Raw genomic sequence first — 17,236 nt, forward strand, 5'->3', positions numbered from 1 at the left:
TCTCTGGACATTCATTAAAAGGTAATTATTCAGTTCCGTCGTCTAGTTCTTTTTTGTTCATTCCGGGTAGCACTAAGTTCAAGATAACGCCAACAATCGCAGCTAGTGCCATTCCTTCGATCGAGAACGACTCGCTAAATTCAAGCTTTGCTCCGCCAATCCCGATTACTAAAATAACTGATGAGATGACTAAGTTGCGGTTGTTACCAAAATCGATGTTGTTGTCTACTAGCATCCGCAATCCTGATGAAGCAATGATTCCGAACAGCAAGATGGAAATTCCGCCAAGAACAGCCGTGGGGATTGTTTCAATAACTGCCATCAATTTGCCAAAGAAAGAAAATGTGATGGCGAACACTGCCGCACCGAGAATGACATACACAGAAAACACTTTTGTTATGGCAAGCACTCCGATATTTTCACCATAAGTCGTTTTTGGTGGACCACCGACTAGTGAGGAGATGAAAGTTCCAAGTCCATCTCCTAAAATCGAGCGGTGCAAACCAGGATCTTTTATGTAATTTCTATCTACAATTTTTCCTAATACAAGCTGGTGTCCAATGTGTTCAGAAATAGTGACAATTGCAATTGGTACCATGACAAACAGCAAGGTTGGCGTTACTTGGAACGAATAATCCACTCCAGGGATCAAGAATTCTGGAACGGCGAACCAGCTTGCTTCGCCAATTGCTGTAAAATCGATAATTCCGATGGCTGCTGAGTAGCCATAGCCTACAATAATTCCGATCAAAATCGGCATTAATGAAATGATGTTTTTAAAGTAAATGTTACAAATGATTGCTGTAAGCAATGTGACAATCGCAGCTGAGAAATGCAATAAACTGTATTCCGAACCACCTTCTGCTGGAATGGTCATCGCCATATTTACCGCAGTGCCGGATAAAGCAAGTCCAATAACGATGATAACCGGTCCTACTACAATTGGTGGGAGTAGTTTCATCAACCAATGATACCCGGTTTTCCAAATAATCAAGGCGACTATGGCGTAAACGAGGGATACAAACATGGCCCCGATCATAGCTGATCCAATTCCACCTGTTTCTGTTGCAATCGTGATTGGCACGATAAAGGCGAATGATGAACCTAAGTAAGCTGGCACTTTAAATTGTGTTATTAGGATAAAAATGATTGTTGCGATTCCGCTTGTTAACAATGCGATGGCCGGGCTCAGTCCAACCAGTTGTGGTACTAATATCGTTGCGCCAAACATCGCGAACATATGTTGCAAACTTAGTGAGATCCATTGTCCTGCTTTTGGTTTATCTTGTACATCTAAAATTGCTTCACTCAATTTCCATTCTCCCCTGTCTCTATCTCTCTATTCGTGGATGGCGACTCGATCAACTTGATCGCTTTCAACCATTTTGACGATAATTCGTTCGTCACTTGAAGTCGGAATGTTTTTCCCAACAAAATCTGCTCGGATGGGCAATTCGCGATGACCTCTATCAATTAATACAGCTAGCTGAATTTGTGCTGGTCGTCCAAGGTCCATCACTGCGTCCATAGCTGCGCGAACTGTTCTTCCTGTATAAAGCACATCGTCTACAAGAATTACTTTTTTATCAAGGATGCTGTGTTCAATATCGACTTGTTGAACTAGCGGTTCTTGATTTTTTGTTTTAACACTCAAGTCGTCTCTGTAGAGCGTGATATCAAGCTCACCTTTTAAAATGGGACGCCCTTCGATTTTTTCTATTTTCTCTGCTAAACGCTTGGCGATAAAAGCTCCACGCGTTTTAATGCCAACTAGTATGCAATCATCTATGCCTTTATTGCGCTCTATAATTTCGTGTGCAATCCGTGTGATTGCTCTGCTAATCGCTTGTTCATCCAAAATGTCTGCTTTTTCGACCATAAGATCCGCTCCTTTTTTGCAAATAAAAAACCTCTTGCCCGAGGGACAAGAGGATAGATGCGCAGAAAAATTTAGCACAGAAGATAGACTTCCGGCTTGCGTAAATACCTTCTCAGCCTCTCTGGACTGTAATTAAAGGTGTTATTATTCGATTTGTTTTTTTAAGTATAAAGAAAGAGAAACGGGTTTGTCAATCCTTATCGCGAAGAGATTCGAGAAGTTCTGCAAATTCAGCTGGTGGCTCTGCAGAAAACTCCATGTATTCGTTCGTTCTTGGGTGATTAAAACCAATGACTTCAGCATGAAGGGCTTGACCGCCGATGTCCATTGTTTTTTTCGGTCCGTATTTCGGATCGCCCACAAGTGGAAAACCAATGTACTTCATGTGGACACGGATTTGATGCGTTCTTCCTGTTTCTAAACGGCACTCAACAAGTGTGAAATTACCGAAACGTTCAAGAACACGGAAATGTGTCACAGCATGCTTGCCTTTATCAACAATCGCCATATTTTGACGTTCTTTCGGATCACGTGCAATTGGTGCTTGGATAGTTCCTTTATCATGAGGAATATGACCATGAACCAAAGCAACATATTTACGTGTAACTGTCTTTTTCACCAATTGATCAACAAGTGATGCATGAGCAGCGTCATTTTTCGCTACCATTAACAAGCCTGAAGTATCTTTGTCAATGCGGTGAACAATTCCTGGACGTACAACGCCATTGATCCCTGAAAGATCTGTACAATGATGCATTAACCCATTTACCAATGTTCCTTTAGCATGACCTGGTGCTGGATGAACGACCATTCCTTTAGGTTTGTTTACGACTAAAACATCTTCATCTTCATAAACAATTTCCAAATTCAAATCTTCAGGAACTACATCTAACTCTTCCAACTCCGGTGGCGTGACAATGATAATATCTTGCAAACGTACTTTGTAATTCGGCTTTACAGTTTCTCCGTTAACTTTTACTGCGCCTTCTTTGACCCAATTGCTGATCTGTGAACGTGACCAGTCTCCATCTATTGATGACACAGCTTTATCTACTCGTTCGCCAGCCATTTCTTTTGTGATTTCAATCGTTAAATCTTCCATTAAGACACCTTTTTCTTTTGTTGTTTTTCGTCATAAATAATATAAATAACCATCAATACGACACCAATCGTCAACGCAGCATCTGCAACATTAAATATCGGAAAATCATAACCAATCACTGGAATGAGTACGTCAACAAAATCAACGACTTCCCCGCGAAACATCCGATCGATAAAATTACCAACTGCGCCTCCTAAGAGAACCATTAAGCTTAACTGAAATAAAGGTTGCCCTTTTGCGTGTTTATGAAAATAGTAAAGTATTCCGATGATAACCGCTACAGTAATTATAGCGAACAGCCACATCTGTCCTTCTAGCATACCCCAAGCAGCGCCACGATTCCGATGCGACAACCAACCAAGGTAAGGGTCAATGACCGAAATCCGTTCACCCAATTCCATATTTTTCAGTACTAGCCATTTTGTCCATTGATCTAATGCGATTATGAATAATGCAAGTCCATAATAAATAAACATCTGTATCCTCCGTCAATTCAGCAGTCAATCTATTTTAACACACTGACAGCAAAAAAAGTAAAGGGCCTGGAGCAGCCGAATTTCGGTTCTCCAAACCCTTTTTAAATTCATTGTTGATATTGATTAGGCAAACTGCGTTTCTACAACACTTGCACAGCGAGGGCACAAAGTTGGATGCTCTTCGCTTTGACCAATTTCTTCAGAAATTGTCCAGCAACGTTCACATTTTTCACCAGTTGCTTTTTCAACTGTTACTGAAACTTCATTTAGTTTTACAGCATGTTCTGGTGCTTGATCTTGTGTTCCACCGTATTCGTATTTTGAAACGATGAACAATTGAGCAAGATTTTCATCTGTAGAAGCTAATAATGTAGCTAGTTCTTCATCACCGAAGACCGTTACTTTCGCTTCTAGCGATTTACCGATAGTTTTAGCTGCACGTGCTTCTTCCAATGCTTTTAACACATCATCGCGAACATCCATAAATCGGCTCCACTTGTCGTTTAAGCCTTCAAACGCTGGGTTGGAAACAGCTTCTGGGAAATCAGTCAATTGAACACTTTCTTCTTCAACAAAGCTCAAGTAAGACCATAATTCATCCGCTGTATGAGGGATGATTGGTGCTGCTAACTTCAAGATTGCCATTAATGAATCAAACATTACAGTTTGCATCGCACGGCGATGTGGATGATCTGCACTTTCAATGTAAACAACGTCTTTTGCTACATCTAAATAGAATGAGCTTAAATCGTTAGCGCAATAATTATTTAACGCATGATAAATTGTTGAAAACTCATACGTTTCATAACCTTTACGCACAGTTTCTACCATTTTTTGTAACTTCATGGCCATGTATTGATCCATTTCACGCATGTCTTCAAATGCAACACGGTGTTCTTGTTCATTAAAATCAGCTAAGTTTCCGTGAAGGAATTTTAGCGTGTTACGGATTTTGCGGTAAACTTCAGATACTTGTTTAAAGTTTTCGTCAGATACACGAACATCCGCTGTATAGTCTACAGAAGCAACCCATAGACGAAGAATATCTGCGCCCATTTGGTTCATGACTTTTGAAGGGACAATGACGTTACCAAGCGATTTACTCATTTTGCGACCATTGCCATCAAGCGTAAAGCCGTGGCTCAAAATGCCTTTGTAAGGTGCATGTCCATTAATCGCAACACTTGTCGTTAAGGACGAGTTGAACCAGCCACGGTATTGGTCAGATCCTTCTAAGTAAAGATCTGCTGGATATTGAAGATCTTCTCGTTCAACAAGAACTCCTTGGTGAGATGATCCTGAGTCAAACCAAACATCCATAATATCCATTTCTTTCGTGAACACGCCGTTCGGGCTGCTTGGATGCGTAAATCCTGGCGGTAATAATTCATCTGTAGAACGCTCAAACCATACATTTGATCCATTTTCGCGGAACAATTTTGCGATATGCGCAATTGTTTCTTCAGTGATAACCGGATCACCATTTTCAGCATAAAACACTGGAATTGGAACGCCCCATACGCGTTGACGTGAAATATTCCAATCTCCACGATCACGTAACATATTAAACAAACGTGTTTCACCCCATGCAGGAGTAAATGATGTTTCTTTAATTGCGTTTAAGATTTGGTCACGGAATGCTTCGATTGATACAAACCATTGAGCTGTTGCACGGTAAATTACCGGCTTTTTCGTCCGCCAGTCATGTGGATACGAGTGTGTGATAAATGTAAGTTTTTCAAGCGCGCCTACTTTATCTAACGCTTCTGTTATCGATTTATTGGCTTTGTCATAAAACTCGCCCTCAAATCCAGGTGCTTCAGCAGTCATAACTCCGCGCTCGTCAACTGGACATAAAACGTCCAATCCGTATTTTTTACCGATTAAGAAGTCATCTTCACCATGACCAGGTGCTGTATGAACACAACCAGTACCTGAGTCAGTTGTTACATGTTCGCCAAGCATAACCAGAGAAGTACGGTCATATAACGGGTGCTTTGTTAGAATATTTTCTAGCTCTTCACCTTTGATGACACGAACCACTTCTGCATCTGTCCAACCGAGTTCTTCCGATACTTCTTTTAATAAATCTTGAGCCACAATGTATTGAGATCCATTGACAGAGACTTCTGCGTAATCCAATTTAGCGTGCACGGAAATTCCTAAGTTCGCTGGAATTGTCCAAGGTGTAGTCGTCCAGATAATGAAGTTTGTTCCTTCTGCTAATACGCCTTTACCGTCTGTTACAGGGAAAGAAACGTAAATAGAAGGAGATTTTTTATCGTGATACTCAATTTCTGCTTCAGCAAGTGATGATTCACTTGAAGGCGACCAGTAAACTGGTTTTAAACCTTTGTAAATATATCCTTTGTTGGCCATTTTACCAAACACTTCAATTTGACGTGCTTCATATGCTGGTTTTAATGTCACATAAGGATTTTCCCAATCGCCACGAACACCAATGCGCTTGAATTGAGAGCGTTGGTTGTCGATTTGTTGGAAAGCATATTCTTCACAAAGCTTGCGGAATTCCGCTAAAGACATTTCTTTGCGGTTTACACCTTTGTTTGTTAATGCTTGTTCAATCGGTAACCCGTGCGTGTCCCAACCTGGAACGTAAGGTGCATGGAAGCCCATCATCGAACGTGAACGAACGATCATATCTTTTAACACTTTGTTAAGCGCATGGCCCATGTGCAAATCACCATTCGCATACGGAGGTCCGTCATGAAGTACGAAAAATGGTCGACCCGCAGTACGATCTTGTACTTGTTTGTAAATATTCATATCTTCCCATTTTTGTTGCATTTCCGGTTCGCGATTCGGCAAATTGCCACGCATTGGAAAATCTGTTTTCGGCATTAATAACGTATCTTTGTATTCCATTTCTATTCCTCCTGTAGACATAATAAAAAGCCCCCCATCCCTGGTAAAGGGACGAGAAGCTTAAACTCGCGGTACCACCCTTGTTGCAGCTAGATAGCTGCCACTCGATCGCCGTAACGTGGCGTAGACGGAATTGGTTACTTATTATTCACCAATTCTGCTCAAGAGTGATTTTCATCTATGCGTACACATCAGGCTCTCACTGTCCCTGATTCGCTTTAGCGTTCTACACAAACTACTGTCTCTATCAGCGCGTTTTTTTGTATGTCGTAATTATAGATTTAGAAAGTCTCAGAGTCAAGAGTTCGTCTCTTCTTTGTCCTTTTCAATCTTCTCTAAATTTTGTGTGTCGATATCGTATTCCAATAAGGTTTCCCAATCATCTGTTTCGATTAAATCTAATTGTGCTTCTACAAGCATTTTGAAACGATTTTTGAAAATACGAGATTGTTTTTTCAGTTCTTCAATTTCTGTTGCAATGCGACGGGCTTTTGTCAACGATTCGTTGACAATGCGATCCGCATTTTTCTCAGCTTCTTTAATAATCAACTCTGCTTCTTTTTGTGAGTTGCGACGAACTTCTTCTGAAGCTTCTTGAGCCACAAAAATCGATTTTTGCAATGTTGATTCAATTGTATTAAAATGGCCCACTCGTTCGTCGGTTGTGCGTAACCGTTCTTCAAGAGCTGCCTTGTCTTTAAGTAAAATTTCGTAGTCTCTCATAATTTGTTCCAGGAATTCATTTACTTCATCTTCCTGATATCCACGGAATGCACGGCTGAATTCTTTGTTATGTATATCTAACGGGGATAATGGCATTGAGTAAACCTCTCCTTAACTTGTGATCTTATCTTTCTATTATACAGTTGATGACGTTAAATTTCAGTACTATTTCGTAATTTTTCAAAGCCGTCTAGTTTTTTGTTTCTAGACGGCCGATTTGCAAGCGAACTTTATCTTTTTTCGTGCGCCCTTCGATCATAATCAAGCGAACTCGGCCAAATCCTCTTGAAGAAATCATATCTGATTCATGCAGCTCAAACGAAGGCTGGTCTTGTAAAGTCCAGTTTACTTTTACTTTTCCGCCATGAATAAGCGCAGCAGCTTTTTGTCTTGATATGTTATAGACAGAACTCATAACCGTATCCAATCGCATCGAACTAACTGTATAAGATTCTTCTGTCCATTCTTCACTAGTCTCAATCATTTCTATCGGGTCAGTAACTTCATTCAATTGAACTTTCACTTTTGCAGCACTTACAAAATTACTTTGTAAATAAGGACTGATTTCATTCATTACAGCAAGTTGAACACGATCATTATCAATGCGAATATCACCAAATTTGCTTCGGTCAAGCCCAAGGGACATTATTGACCCCAATATATCAGGATGACGCAAATTCACAAATTTCGACGGGTATTTTAGTTCAAAAACCGTAATATTAAAGTCTTCTTGTTGAGGCTCAAAATAAGAGGGATACAACAAAACACGTTGTCTTTCTGCATCTTTAAAAATACCCGAGGTCATCATTTGGACATCGGTCGACCCCATCACTGCTTCTACGATAAATCGCTGCCGCGGATCCAAAAAGTCTGTTAACTTTGGTGAATAGCGATCTTCAACTTCACGTAACCAGCCTGAAACTTGCTCGATAAATTGCTGTTCTTCTTTTCTGAAATGCTGAAATATCTCTTCCATGTTAATGCTCCTTCAGATCAATTTTTCAAGAAAAAAACCTCACGTGATGTGAGGTTTTAGATTAAACAAAGAAATTATATAAGACAATAATCCCTTGGCTTGCTAAGTTCAAAGTGAAAATTGCAACAATCGGTGAAATATCTATCATGCCGATTGGCGGAATAAAGCGTCTGAAAATGTCCAAATAAGGATCAGTGATTTTTGAAATCATTTGTCCAAAACTAGATTCTTTAATGCTCGGTACCCAGCTCATGAATACACTAACAATGAGAATATAGAAGTAGATGTTAATTGCTGAAAGTATCAAATTTAATATAACTGACATACTGTTTTATGGCACCCCTCTTATTGTTGCTCGTCGTAATAATAATCTGAAATGGCGCCATCCACTTCTACAGTGTCTGGTACGCATAAGAAAATATCCGTTCCAATGCGTTGAATGTCTCCACCAAGAGCGTAAACTGTTCCGCTTAAAAAGTCGATGATCCGCAGACCTTGATCTTTTTCAATACGTTGAAGGTTCACAACTACGGCTTGCTTATTTTTTAGGCTTTCTGCGATATCTTGTGCTTCAGCATAAACTCTCGGTTCTGCCAAGCTTACTTTTGAAGCTTTTGAAGCTCCTTGCATACTGACTAAATTAGACACATTGGTCTCCTCCACTTTCTGGCGCCGTTCTTTCGGTGCTTTTTTCGGCTCTTGCATAACAGCAGGTTTTTCATAACGCGGAGCTGGTTTTTGTTGTTTTATAGGTTGCTCACGCACTTGTTCTTCTTCATCATACTCATCTAAATAAAAGAAATTTTTAAATTTATCTTTCACGCCCATCATCCTGCCTCACTTTCTGCCCCAACCAATGCTGTACCAATTCGGACAAAACTAGCTCCTTCTTGAGCAGCAATTAAGTAATCGTTAGACATGCCCATAGAGCATTCTGTGCATGGTGCATGTGCCCAGTTTTTCTCAGACACTTGAAGTTGGAGTGATTTTAATCCTTTAAATGCTTTACGGATTACACTTTCATCGGTTGTATTTGGTGCCATTGTCATCAATCCGACCACTCTGATGTTGTTATAAGCTTCTAGTGATTGGATAAAGTCTAACGTATCTTCAGGTTCAACACCACTTTTAGACTCTTCTCCCGACACATTTACTTGGACAAAACAGTTTATAGGCCGAGTAGCACGTTTTTGAATTTCTTTGGCCAAACTTAACCGGTCTAATGAATGTAAATAATCAATTTCATTAATTACGTCTTTTACTTTTCTTGTTTGTAAATTGCCGATATAGTGCCAAGACACATTTTCGTCAATTGCCTCAAGTTTTTTTGATAATCCTTCTGGACGGTTTTCCCCCAGATGAATAACCCCTGCTTGAATCGCTTCTTTTGTGCGTTCTACATCAACTTGTTTGGTTACAGCGATAATTTGAATCGTGTCATTTACAGCGGCTAGCTGCTTAGTAATCTCATCAAATATAGGTTTAATCGGTTTCATCTAGTCACAACTTTTCTTATAGAAGTCCAATTTATTGTACCAAGTTTTAGTCGATTTATCAATTAAGCTCTTTCCCTAAAAAAAACAGCTGCCCAACCGGCAGCTGTTTGGATTAACGTCTCTTTTGACGATTGCGTAAGAAAGTCGGAATGTCTAATGCATCGTCATTATGTTTTTCTTGTCTTTGTGGCTCTTGGTTGTAATAAGGTGCTTGTTCTTCACGGCGTTGCTCATCGCGACGTTGATCTTCACGACGTGCATCACGGATGGATGGCGCAGGAGACTGTTGTTGAATCGACTGCACGCGGCTTGAATTCAATCCAGATCCTCTAGGTGTTCTTGGTTGAAGCTGTTCTTCATTAAAACCAGTCGCGATAACTGTCACGATAATTTCATCTTTTAAGTTATCGTTAATAACAGAACCGAAAATCATGTTAACTTCTTCGTCAGAAGCCGATGCTACAATGTCAGCAGCTTCTTGAACTTCATAAAGGCTAAGGTTAGATCCACCTGTGATGTTCATTAAGACCCCTTTAGCACCGTCAACAGAAACTTCAAGCAATGGACTTGAAACAGCTTTTTTAGCCGCTTCAGATGCACGATTTTCTCCTGAAGATACCCCGATTCCCATTAAAGCAGAACCTTTGTTAGACATAATCGTTTTAACATCGGCAAAATCCAAGTTGATCAATCCAGGAACGGCGATCAAATCAGAGATACCTGATACACCTTGGCGTAAAACATTATCCGCTTCACGGAATGCTTCAAGCATAGGCGTGTTTTTGTCAACAATTTCAAGCAAACGATCGTTTGGAATAACAATCAATGTATCAACTGATTCTTTCATAGTAGCGATACCACCGATTGCTTGTGTTGAACGTTTACGACCTTCAAAAGTAAATGGACGCGTTACAACACCAACAGTCAATGCACCAAGTTCTTTAGCAATGCCAGCAATAACAGGTGCTGCACCAGTACCTGTACCGCCACCCATTCCTGCAGTTACGAATACCATATCGGCTCCGCGCAAAGCTTCTTCGATTTGTTCTTTGCTTTCTTCTGCTGCTTTTTTACCAACATCAGGGTTAGCACCGGCACCAAGACCGCGTGTTAATTTACCACCGATTTGAAGGCGCACTTCTGCTTTAGATAAGTTTAAAGCTTGTGCATCTGTATTTACTGCTATAAATTCTACACCTTGTACTCCGTGTTCGATCATACGGTTTACGGCGTTGTTACCACCGCCACCTACCCCAATAACTTTAATTACGGCCAGTGCATCAATATTTGTATCAAATTCCAACATTCTTTTTCCTCCTAAGATTGCTTAGCTTTTATAGTTGCAAGCTAGATGCAACATTGATTTTATTCAAAGAATCGATCAAACATCTTTTTGGCTTTTGTTACGACACCTTCTGAATTTTGCTTTGGCTGCTTCGGCTTTTTAGGTTGTTGCACTTCTTGATGCTCAACTTTTGCAGCGCCCGCTACAGCTCCACCATTTCCAATACGGCCATAAAAGACATCTTCCATATAAGCATATTGAATTAAGCCAACTGCTGTCGTGTATTGTGGTTCACGAACGCCAATAAATTCTGGTGTAAATAGACGAACGCGAGTTTGCAGAATATTGCGTGCAAGTTCTGGCAATCCATCCAATTTAGCCATGCCGCCTGTTAAAACGACTCCTCCTGGCAAGTCTTGAACGCCCAAGCGATAAAACTCATCTAAAATCAGTTCGAAAAGTTCTTCCAGGCGAACTCCGATTATTTCAGATATGTATTTTTGATTATATTGTTCTGTAGAATCAGATCCAATAACTGGTACTTCAAAAACTTCATCTTCTGAAGCATCTTCGAAAAACGCATGACCATGTTCAAGTTTGATTTTTTCAGCTTGATCTGTCGGTGTCTTTAAAATAATGGACAAATCTTTTGTAACGTGGTCTCCTCCAACCGGTATTACGGAAGAAGCAGTCAAGTGGCCTTCTTGGAAGATGGAAATAGAAGTAGATCCTCCACCGATATCGATACACGCTGTGCCATGATTTTTCTCATCTTCAGTTAATGCATAACTTCCTGCTGCAAGCGGCTGAACATAAATATCACGAATTTCAAGTCCTGCTCTTTCTACGCAGCGAAGTACGTTGTGCAATATTGTTTTTGAAGTTGTCACCATTGTACCATCCATTTCAAGGCGGATACCAATCATGCCTCGTGGATCTTTAATTTCACCAAGATGGTCCACAATGTATTGTTCAGGAATGATGTTTACGAGTTCTCTCTCTGGCGGAATCGACATAACTTGTGCCGCTTCTAATACTCGATCCAAGTCTTCATCAGTAATTTCACGATTCTCACTATTTACCGCTACAATTCCTTTAACAGGTTGTAACACGGCCTTATTTGCTGGAATTCCTAATACCACTTCGTGAATCGATTTGCCGATCATTCGTTCTGCCTGATCGACAGCTTTTTTAATGGACTGCACCGTTGCATCTATGTCAACAATCGCACCTTTTTTAATTCCATTAGATTTTACATTTCCGACACCGATTACGTTCAATGACTTGTTAGCCATTTCTCCGATTAAAACTTTAACGGATGACGAACCGATATCTAGACTTACATATAATTCTGATTGACTCAATTCGTGGCACCTCCTTATTAAACTGCTGTACTTATATTCTATTGCATATCGTGCACCTTGTCTAAGAAAATCGCAAAACTTAAATAAATTTCCTTGAATTATTCAAATTGTTTCTCTAACTTCTTTTTTTTCCGCCCATTTCGCTAAAATAATGCGTCGAATTACGGCTATATTTTGAAATAGTCGAACACCGAATGCGAAAATTGCCGCTAAGTACAAATCCACGCCCAAGTGAACGCCGAGAAAAGCAAGCCCAGCTGCTAGTGCAATATTGAAAAAGAATCCTGACACAAATACTTTATCGTCATACACTTGTTGTAAATGAGCACGTATTCCACCAAAAAGTGTATCAAGAGATGCCAATACGGCTATGGATAAGTAATTGGCATATTCTGGAGGGATTTGCATATCCGTCAGAAGACCAAGCGAAATACCGAGTAATAAACCTAAAATGGATAGCCACATCGCTATTCCCCCTCTATTGCCTGTAAATATTTGGTGTCTATCGTACCATCATATGCTTGGATCACCATATCACTTTGAGGCGCTGAAACTGTCAGTGACATATTATCGATATAAAAGTCATCTAAAATACGTGACGCCAATATATGATTATACAGCTTTTCCGAGTCTTTCATCGACTTAGAAATAATTTTTATAGAAAACGGTGGCGTTTCAACCGGTTTTCCATTTACCGACGTTTCTCCGTTAATGTCTCGTATAGAAGTCGTATTAATAATTCGCTTACCGTCTATTGATACATAAAGAGCGTCGTAGCGGTTGATTTCATTGACAAGCCGAATAAGCAAATCTGGTGAAATCCCTTCGATTTCTAATCCTAACGCAACCGCTTCCATCGAAGGCTCAACAAAAACTTCGATTCCAGGACCTGTCGTTTCAGTTAAACCAACCGCATTTCGTAATTCACCCGCGGTTTCTCGTAGCGCTTGTTCAGGACTTTCATCTGCCGCGGCATCGTATTTGTTTAAAGTTTCATCCAGAGTACCTATTTCAGATAACAATTGTGAGTGCATCTTTTTTTCTCTAGATAACTCTTGTCTTACTTCCCATACATCTCGTGTATCGCGTCTGTCAGGTTCGTTGATTGTGTTGTATTGTACAGCGGTCATTAACCCAATTAAAAACATAATCGCCGTAAATCGAGTAAAAATCTTCTTCTTCACAAAATTTCCTCCTTACTCATGATTCCGTAAGTAAAGCAGGCATTTTAATGATTAACCCCTCGTCCAATGTAACGATAATATTGTCATTAACTAATTGATCCATAATTCCGCCAGATAATCTCATGGACGAAGACAATACTTCCGGTTCCCCAATTGCTTCAATGACAAAAGGAGCTGGATATTGCACGCCATCCACCGTTATAACAGGTCCGGTACAAACAATATAAGAATTGCCATGAATGCGCTGACCGTTAATAGAGATTGCTTCTGCACCTGAAATATACAATTCGTTAATCACTTGAAAAACATGACTCTCATGAACAATATAATCATTTGGGTTCACTGAGTTAGGATTGTAATCACCATCTTGCAGCGTTACTTTTAAGCCGTTTCCTTGAACCGGCACGAGACCAAGATATCTTCGGAGTTCTTCTGCTTCTTTCGCATATTCCGTATAGCGGTTTTCTCCGTCCGCAAAGGATTTTTCATACTCCTGAACTTCACTTTGCTTTTCTTGCAACTCATCACGTAAAGCTTTATTGCGCTCTTGCTGGTTGATTAGCTCTTTTCGGTACCGTTCTTCTTGTTCAAAAAAGGCCCCACCTGTATAGCCTTCCGACTCTTTATTAGTGTTAGATAGACTATAGGAATAGGCCATAATAAATCCGAGAACTAAAAATACCAATGAAAAAACAATTGATTTGCTGAAATTTTTGCGATTATTCCTCTTCGGCGTTTTCATCTTCTGAAACCTCCTCTGCAAAACCATAAGCATCTGCATAAGAGCGGAAATAAATTCCGACTTCCATATCAATTACGCCTTTTTGATCTTCTTCTAATTGTGAGATAACAGATGGATAATAATTAATTTTCTCAGCCAATGTGCTTAGTATTCCATGAATTTCGTTTCCATCATTCATGTACAATGTAACAAAATCCGCATCTTTTTCTTTGGAATCTAAAATAATTTGTGATATCAATTGCAATACTTCGGGATTAATATCCGCTAATTGATCGATTAATTTCTCTCTTTTTTTCTCGTCATCAAAATTCGAGTAAATTGGACCATCGATAATCGTAACTGGCTGTTTAAGTGCCAGATTATTGGATAAGACTATTTGATAGCTGTTGCCCCGGTCTAAATATCCCATTTGAACATATTCTTTCAAATCAATTTTCACACCGGTCAACCAATTTCTTTTGACCGATGCTTTCTCTACCCATTCCAACTTTTCTAGTTGTTGCGCAACAGCTCGTGTATCGAAAGACCACATTGAATCTCCGACCGCTAATCCACTTGCTGCCTGATAGCTTTTCTGATTAAAAAGAACAGCACCTTCTATAGTGATGGTCTGGATTTCACTGTACTTCGACTGGCTGTATAAAAGTACGGCAAGCAAAGTGAGAAAAATGAGCAACAGCGCCACGAACTTGCGATTGGTTCTTTTCTTCCGTCGATCGCGGAGCGATGGGATGCGTTCTTCGATGTCAATCACTTTGTCCATAATTGCTGCCCCTTATCTTTTAGTCGTTCGCTTCCGTCAATTGGTGGACGGCGGAAATAAAAGCATCTCCCCGGATCTCAAAACTATCGTACTGGTCCCAGCTTGCACACGCGGGTGACAATAAGATGGTATCTCCATCTGCTGACGCTTGAATCGCTTTTTGGACCGCATCATCCATTTTACCTGCTTGTATAATGGTCTGCACTCCGCTTTCTTCTGCAAATGTAGTAAATCGTTGTGCTGTCTCTCCAAAAGTCACCAATGCTTTGACGCGGTCCATAAACGGACGAATTTCGTCTAATGAATGATTACGCTCTAAGCCACCAGCCAATAAAATAATATTCTCTGGAAATGCCTCTAATGCACTTTTAGTAGCCAAAGCATTGGTGGCTTTTGAATCGTTATAAAATTTACGACCTTGCCATTCTTTAATAAATTGAGAACGGTGCTTTACGCCTGTAAATGACGTAAGAACGCGAATAATTGTTTCTTCAGTTCCACCTTGAATTAAGGTTGCTGCAGTCGCAGCTAAAATGTTCTCTAAATTGTGTTGGCCCGCTAACATGATTTTCGAACGTTCAATTAGCTTCTCACCTTGCCAATACACATAGTTATCGTCTGCACTGACACTTTCTTCAGTACGTCCTTTCAATGTAAAAGGCACCAATTTCGCTTTGCATTTTTTTGCGTGCTCTACTAGCAGTGGTTGATCAGCATTGTAAATAAAATAATCATCCGCTGTTTGGTTTGATGTGAGCTTCATTTTTGAAGCACGATAATCTTCAATTGATCCATGATAATCCAAATGCGCTTCATAAATATTCGTAATAATGGCAATTGTTGGTCGGAATGCAACCGTTCCTTTTAATTGGAAAGAAGATAGTTCGGTTACGATGACATTTTCGGGTTTTGCTTTTTCCGCAACGCCACTTGCCACTGTGCCGATATTTCCAGCGATTAACGGATTTTTATTGTCTTGGTTTAACATATGGAACAACAACGTAGTTGTTGTTGTTTTACCATTCGAACCAGTGATTCCTATAAATGGTGCTTCACTGATCAAATAAGCCAACTCAATTTCGGTCCATACTGGAATTTTCTTTTGCATAGCAGATTGAATTAAAATATTTGTATAAGGAATACCCGGGTTTTTTACAACCAATTCAAATCCTTCTTCTAGAAGGTCTTCTGGATGTCTACCGCAAATAACGGTAACGCCCATATTTAATAATTCTTGAGCTTCCGGATTTTCTTCAAAAGGTTTGGAATCATTGACCGTTACAAACGCACCTAACTTATTTAAAATTCGGGCCGCTGTAAATCCGCTTTTCGCTAATCCCAAAACCAAAACTTTCTTTTGATATAATTGTGGAACTTCTTTCATTTACATTACCTCCAAAAAGACGGCAATTGCCGCACTGATAAGACCGACTGACCAGAATACAATAACTACTTTCCATTCCGACCATCCGCTCAATTCAAAATGATGATGAATAGGACTCATTTTAAAAATTCGTTTTTGACGCAATTTAAAACTACCCACTTGTAAAATTACCGAAGCTGTTTCGAGAACGAACACAAGTCCGATTAATAGCAATAATAATTCTTGCTTCAGCAAAATCGAAACCATTGCTAATGCGCCACCTAGTGCTAATGATCCTGTATCCCCCATGAAAACTTTTGCAGGGTATTTATTGAAAATCAAGAATCCTAACAAGCCCCCAGTTACGGAGAAAGTGAAAATTGCAATTGCCATTTCACCTTGATAAATGGCTAACACTCCAAATGCTGCATAAGCAATAGACGCCGTTCCTGCTACTAAACCATCGAGACCATCAGTTAAATTAACCGCGTTGGAAAATCCAACTAGCCAGAAGATGATAAAGAACACATATAGCCATGATAACTCAATGGAAATGTTTGTAAAGGGGATATCGACCCCTGTCTCGAAGTCACTACCACTTAACACAAAGAATGATACGACAGCGATAATGATTTGAGCGATTAACTTTTGTAAAGACGTTAACCCAAGATTTCTTTTTAATACTACTTTGATAAAGTCATCCAAAAAGCCAATCAATCCATAACCGAAAAGTACCAAAAGTAAAATCCATACTTTAGCAGTTAATAATCCAGCGATAAAAGCAACTATTAACACCGTAATAATTATAGCGATTAAGAAAACAAGTCCTCCCATAGTGGGAGTGCCTGTTTTCTTCATATGTGATTCAGGTCCTTCTTCTCGAATGCTTTGTCCAAATTTCATCCTTTTTAACAATGGGATAAATACCGGCATTAGGATAACCGTTAGTAACAAAGTGATTCCGAGGCTCATTAATGTAAAAATACTCATTTGTATA

Annotated in this window: 18 protein-coding genes and 1 other annotated feature; all 18 genes read right to left on the reverse strand. The window is 39.8% G+C overall.

Annotated elements, in window-relative coordinates:
- Nucleotides 1–25: 25 nt before the first annotated feature.
- Complete coding sequence (locus tag BCM40_RS10765; RefSeq protein ID WP_065525926.1) at nucleotides 26–1,312, reverse strand: solute carrier family 23 protein; 1,287 nt, start codon at nucleotides 1,310–1,312, stop codon at nucleotides 26–28.
- Nucleotides 1,313–1,339: 27 nt separating this feature from the next.
- Entirely contained in the window at nucleotides 1,340–1,879 is a 540-nt protein-coding gene (gene pyrR / locus BCM40_RS10770) for a bifunctional pyr operon transcriptional regulator/uracil phosphoribosyltransferase PyrR (RefSeq protein WP_065525925.1), read from the reverse strand.
- Nucleotides 1,880–2,069: 190 nt separating this feature from the next.
- Nucleotides 2,070–2,981: an RluA family pseudouridine synthase gene (locus BCM40_RS10775; protein ID WP_065525924.1), complete on the reverse strand. Its 912-nt coding sequence runs from the start codon at nucleotides 2,979–2,981 to the stop codon at nucleotides 2,070–2,072.
- Complete coding sequence (gene lspA, locus BCM40_RS10780) at nucleotides 2,981–3,457, reverse strand: signal peptidase II (protein WP_008430756.1); 477 nt, start codon at nucleotides 3,455–3,457, stop codon at nucleotides 2,981–2,983. Before lspA ends, BCM40_RS10775 begins: the two co-directional genes overlap by 1 nt.
- Before the next feature lie 123 nt (nucleotides 3,458–3,580).
- Nucleotides 3,581–6,343: an isoleucine--tRNA ligase gene (ileS, locus tag BCM40_RS10785; RefSeq protein WP_065525923.1), complete on the reverse strand. Its 2,763-nt coding sequence runs from the start codon at nucleotides 6,341–6,343 to the stop codon at nucleotides 3,581–3,583.
- 44 nt (nucleotides 6,344–6,387) lie between these two features.
- Nucleotides 6,388–6,603: a binding site (T-box leader), on the reverse strand.
- A gap of 37 nt (nucleotides 6,604–6,640) precedes the next feature.
- Nucleotides 6,641–7,162 (reverse strand): DivIVA domain-containing protein, encoded by a 522-nt coding sequence (locus tag BCM40_RS10790; RefSeq protein WP_008430754.1) that lies wholly within the window; start codon nucleotides 7,160–7,162, stop codon nucleotides 6,641–6,643.
- A 94-nt stretch (nucleotides 7,163–7,256) separates the two neighbouring features.
- Nucleotides 7,257–8,042, reverse strand: coding sequence for a YlmH family RNA-binding protein (locus tag BCM40_RS10795; protein ID WP_065525922.1), 786 nt, complete (start codon nucleotides 8,040–8,042; stop codon nucleotides 7,257–7,259).
- Between the two features lie 61 nt (nucleotides 8,043–8,103).
- Nucleotides 8,104–8,367, reverse strand: a complete 264-nt coding sequence (locus BCM40_RS10800) for a YggT family protein (RefSeq protein ID WP_008430752.1) — start codon at nucleotides 8,365–8,367, stop codon at nucleotides 8,104–8,106.
- 20 nt (nucleotides 8,368–8,387) lie between these two features.
- Complete coding sequence (locus tag BCM40_RS10805; protein WP_065525921.1) at nucleotides 8,388–8,870, reverse strand: cell division protein SepF; 483 nt, start codon at nucleotides 8,868–8,870, stop codon at nucleotides 8,388–8,390.
- Entirely contained in the window at nucleotides 8,870–9,538 is a 669-nt protein-coding gene (locus BCM40_RS10810) for a YggS family pyridoxal phosphate-dependent enzyme (protein WP_065525920.1), read from the reverse strand. Before BCM40_RS10810 ends, BCM40_RS10805 begins: the two co-directional genes overlap by 1 nt.
- Nucleotides 9,539–9,650: 112 nt before the next feature.
- Entirely contained in the window at nucleotides 9,651–10,844 is a 1,194-nt protein-coding gene (gene ftsZ, locus BCM40_RS10815; protein WP_065525919.1) for a cell division protein FtsZ, read from the reverse strand.
- A 59-nt stretch (nucleotides 10,845–10,903) separates the two neighbouring features.
- A complete protein-coding gene (gene ftsA / locus BCM40_RS10820; RefSeq protein WP_065525918.1) occupies nucleotides 10,904–12,187 on the reverse strand; it encodes a cell division protein FtsA in 1,284 nt (427 codons plus the stop codon).
- Between the two features lie 102 nt (nucleotides 12,188–12,289).
- Nucleotides 12,290–12,652 (reverse strand): small basic family protein, encoded by a 363-nt coding sequence (locus tag BCM40_RS10825; protein ID WP_008430746.1) that lies wholly within the window; start codon nucleotides 12,650–12,652, stop codon nucleotides 12,290–12,292.
- A 2-nt stretch (nucleotides 12,653–12,654) separates the two neighbouring features.
- The gene (locus BCM40_RS10830) at nucleotides 12,655–13,371 is read right to left on the reverse strand and encodes a DUF881 domain-containing protein (RefSeq protein WP_065525917.1); all 717 of its coding nucleotides are present in this window, start codon (nucleotides 13,369–13,371) and stop codon (nucleotides 12,655–12,657) included.
- Nucleotides 13,372–13,387: 16 nt separating this feature from the next.
- Nucleotides 13,388–14,113: a DUF881 domain-containing protein gene (locus tag BCM40_RS10835; protein WP_065525916.1), complete on the reverse strand. Its 726-nt coding sequence runs from the start codon at nucleotides 14,111–14,113 to the stop codon at nucleotides 13,388–13,390.
- The gene (locus BCM40_RS10840; RefSeq protein ID WP_065525915.1) at nucleotides 14,091–14,876 is read right to left on the reverse strand and encodes a cell division protein FtsQ/DivIB; all 786 of its coding nucleotides are present in this window, start codon (nucleotides 14,874–14,876) and stop codon (nucleotides 14,091–14,093) included. The genes BCM40_RS10835 and BCM40_RS10840 overlap by 23 nt, the downstream gene beginning before the upstream one ends.
- Before the next feature lie 19 nt (nucleotides 14,877–14,895).
- Nucleotides 14,896–16,260 carry a UDP-N-acetylmuramoyl-L-alanine--D-glutamate ligase gene (murD, locus tag BCM40_RS10845; RefSeq protein WP_065525914.1) on the reverse strand — a complete coding sequence of 455 codons (1,365 nt, stop codon included), beginning with the start codon at nucleotides 16,258–16,260 and terminating at the stop codon, nucleotides 14,896–14,898.
- The gene (gene mraY, locus BCM40_RS10850) at nucleotides 16,261–17,229 is read right to left on the reverse strand and encodes a phospho-N-acetylmuramoyl-pentapeptide-transferase (RefSeq protein WP_065525913.1); all 969 of its coding nucleotides are present in this window, start codon (nucleotides 17,227–17,229) and stop codon (nucleotides 16,261–16,263) included.
- Nucleotides 17,230–17,236 lie beyond the last annotated feature (7 nt).

Origin of the sequence: Planococcus donghaensis (assembly GCF_001687665.2) — a bacterium.
Lineage (GTDB): Bacteria > Bacillota > Bacilli > Bacillales_A > Planococcaceae > Planococcus > Planococcus donghaensis.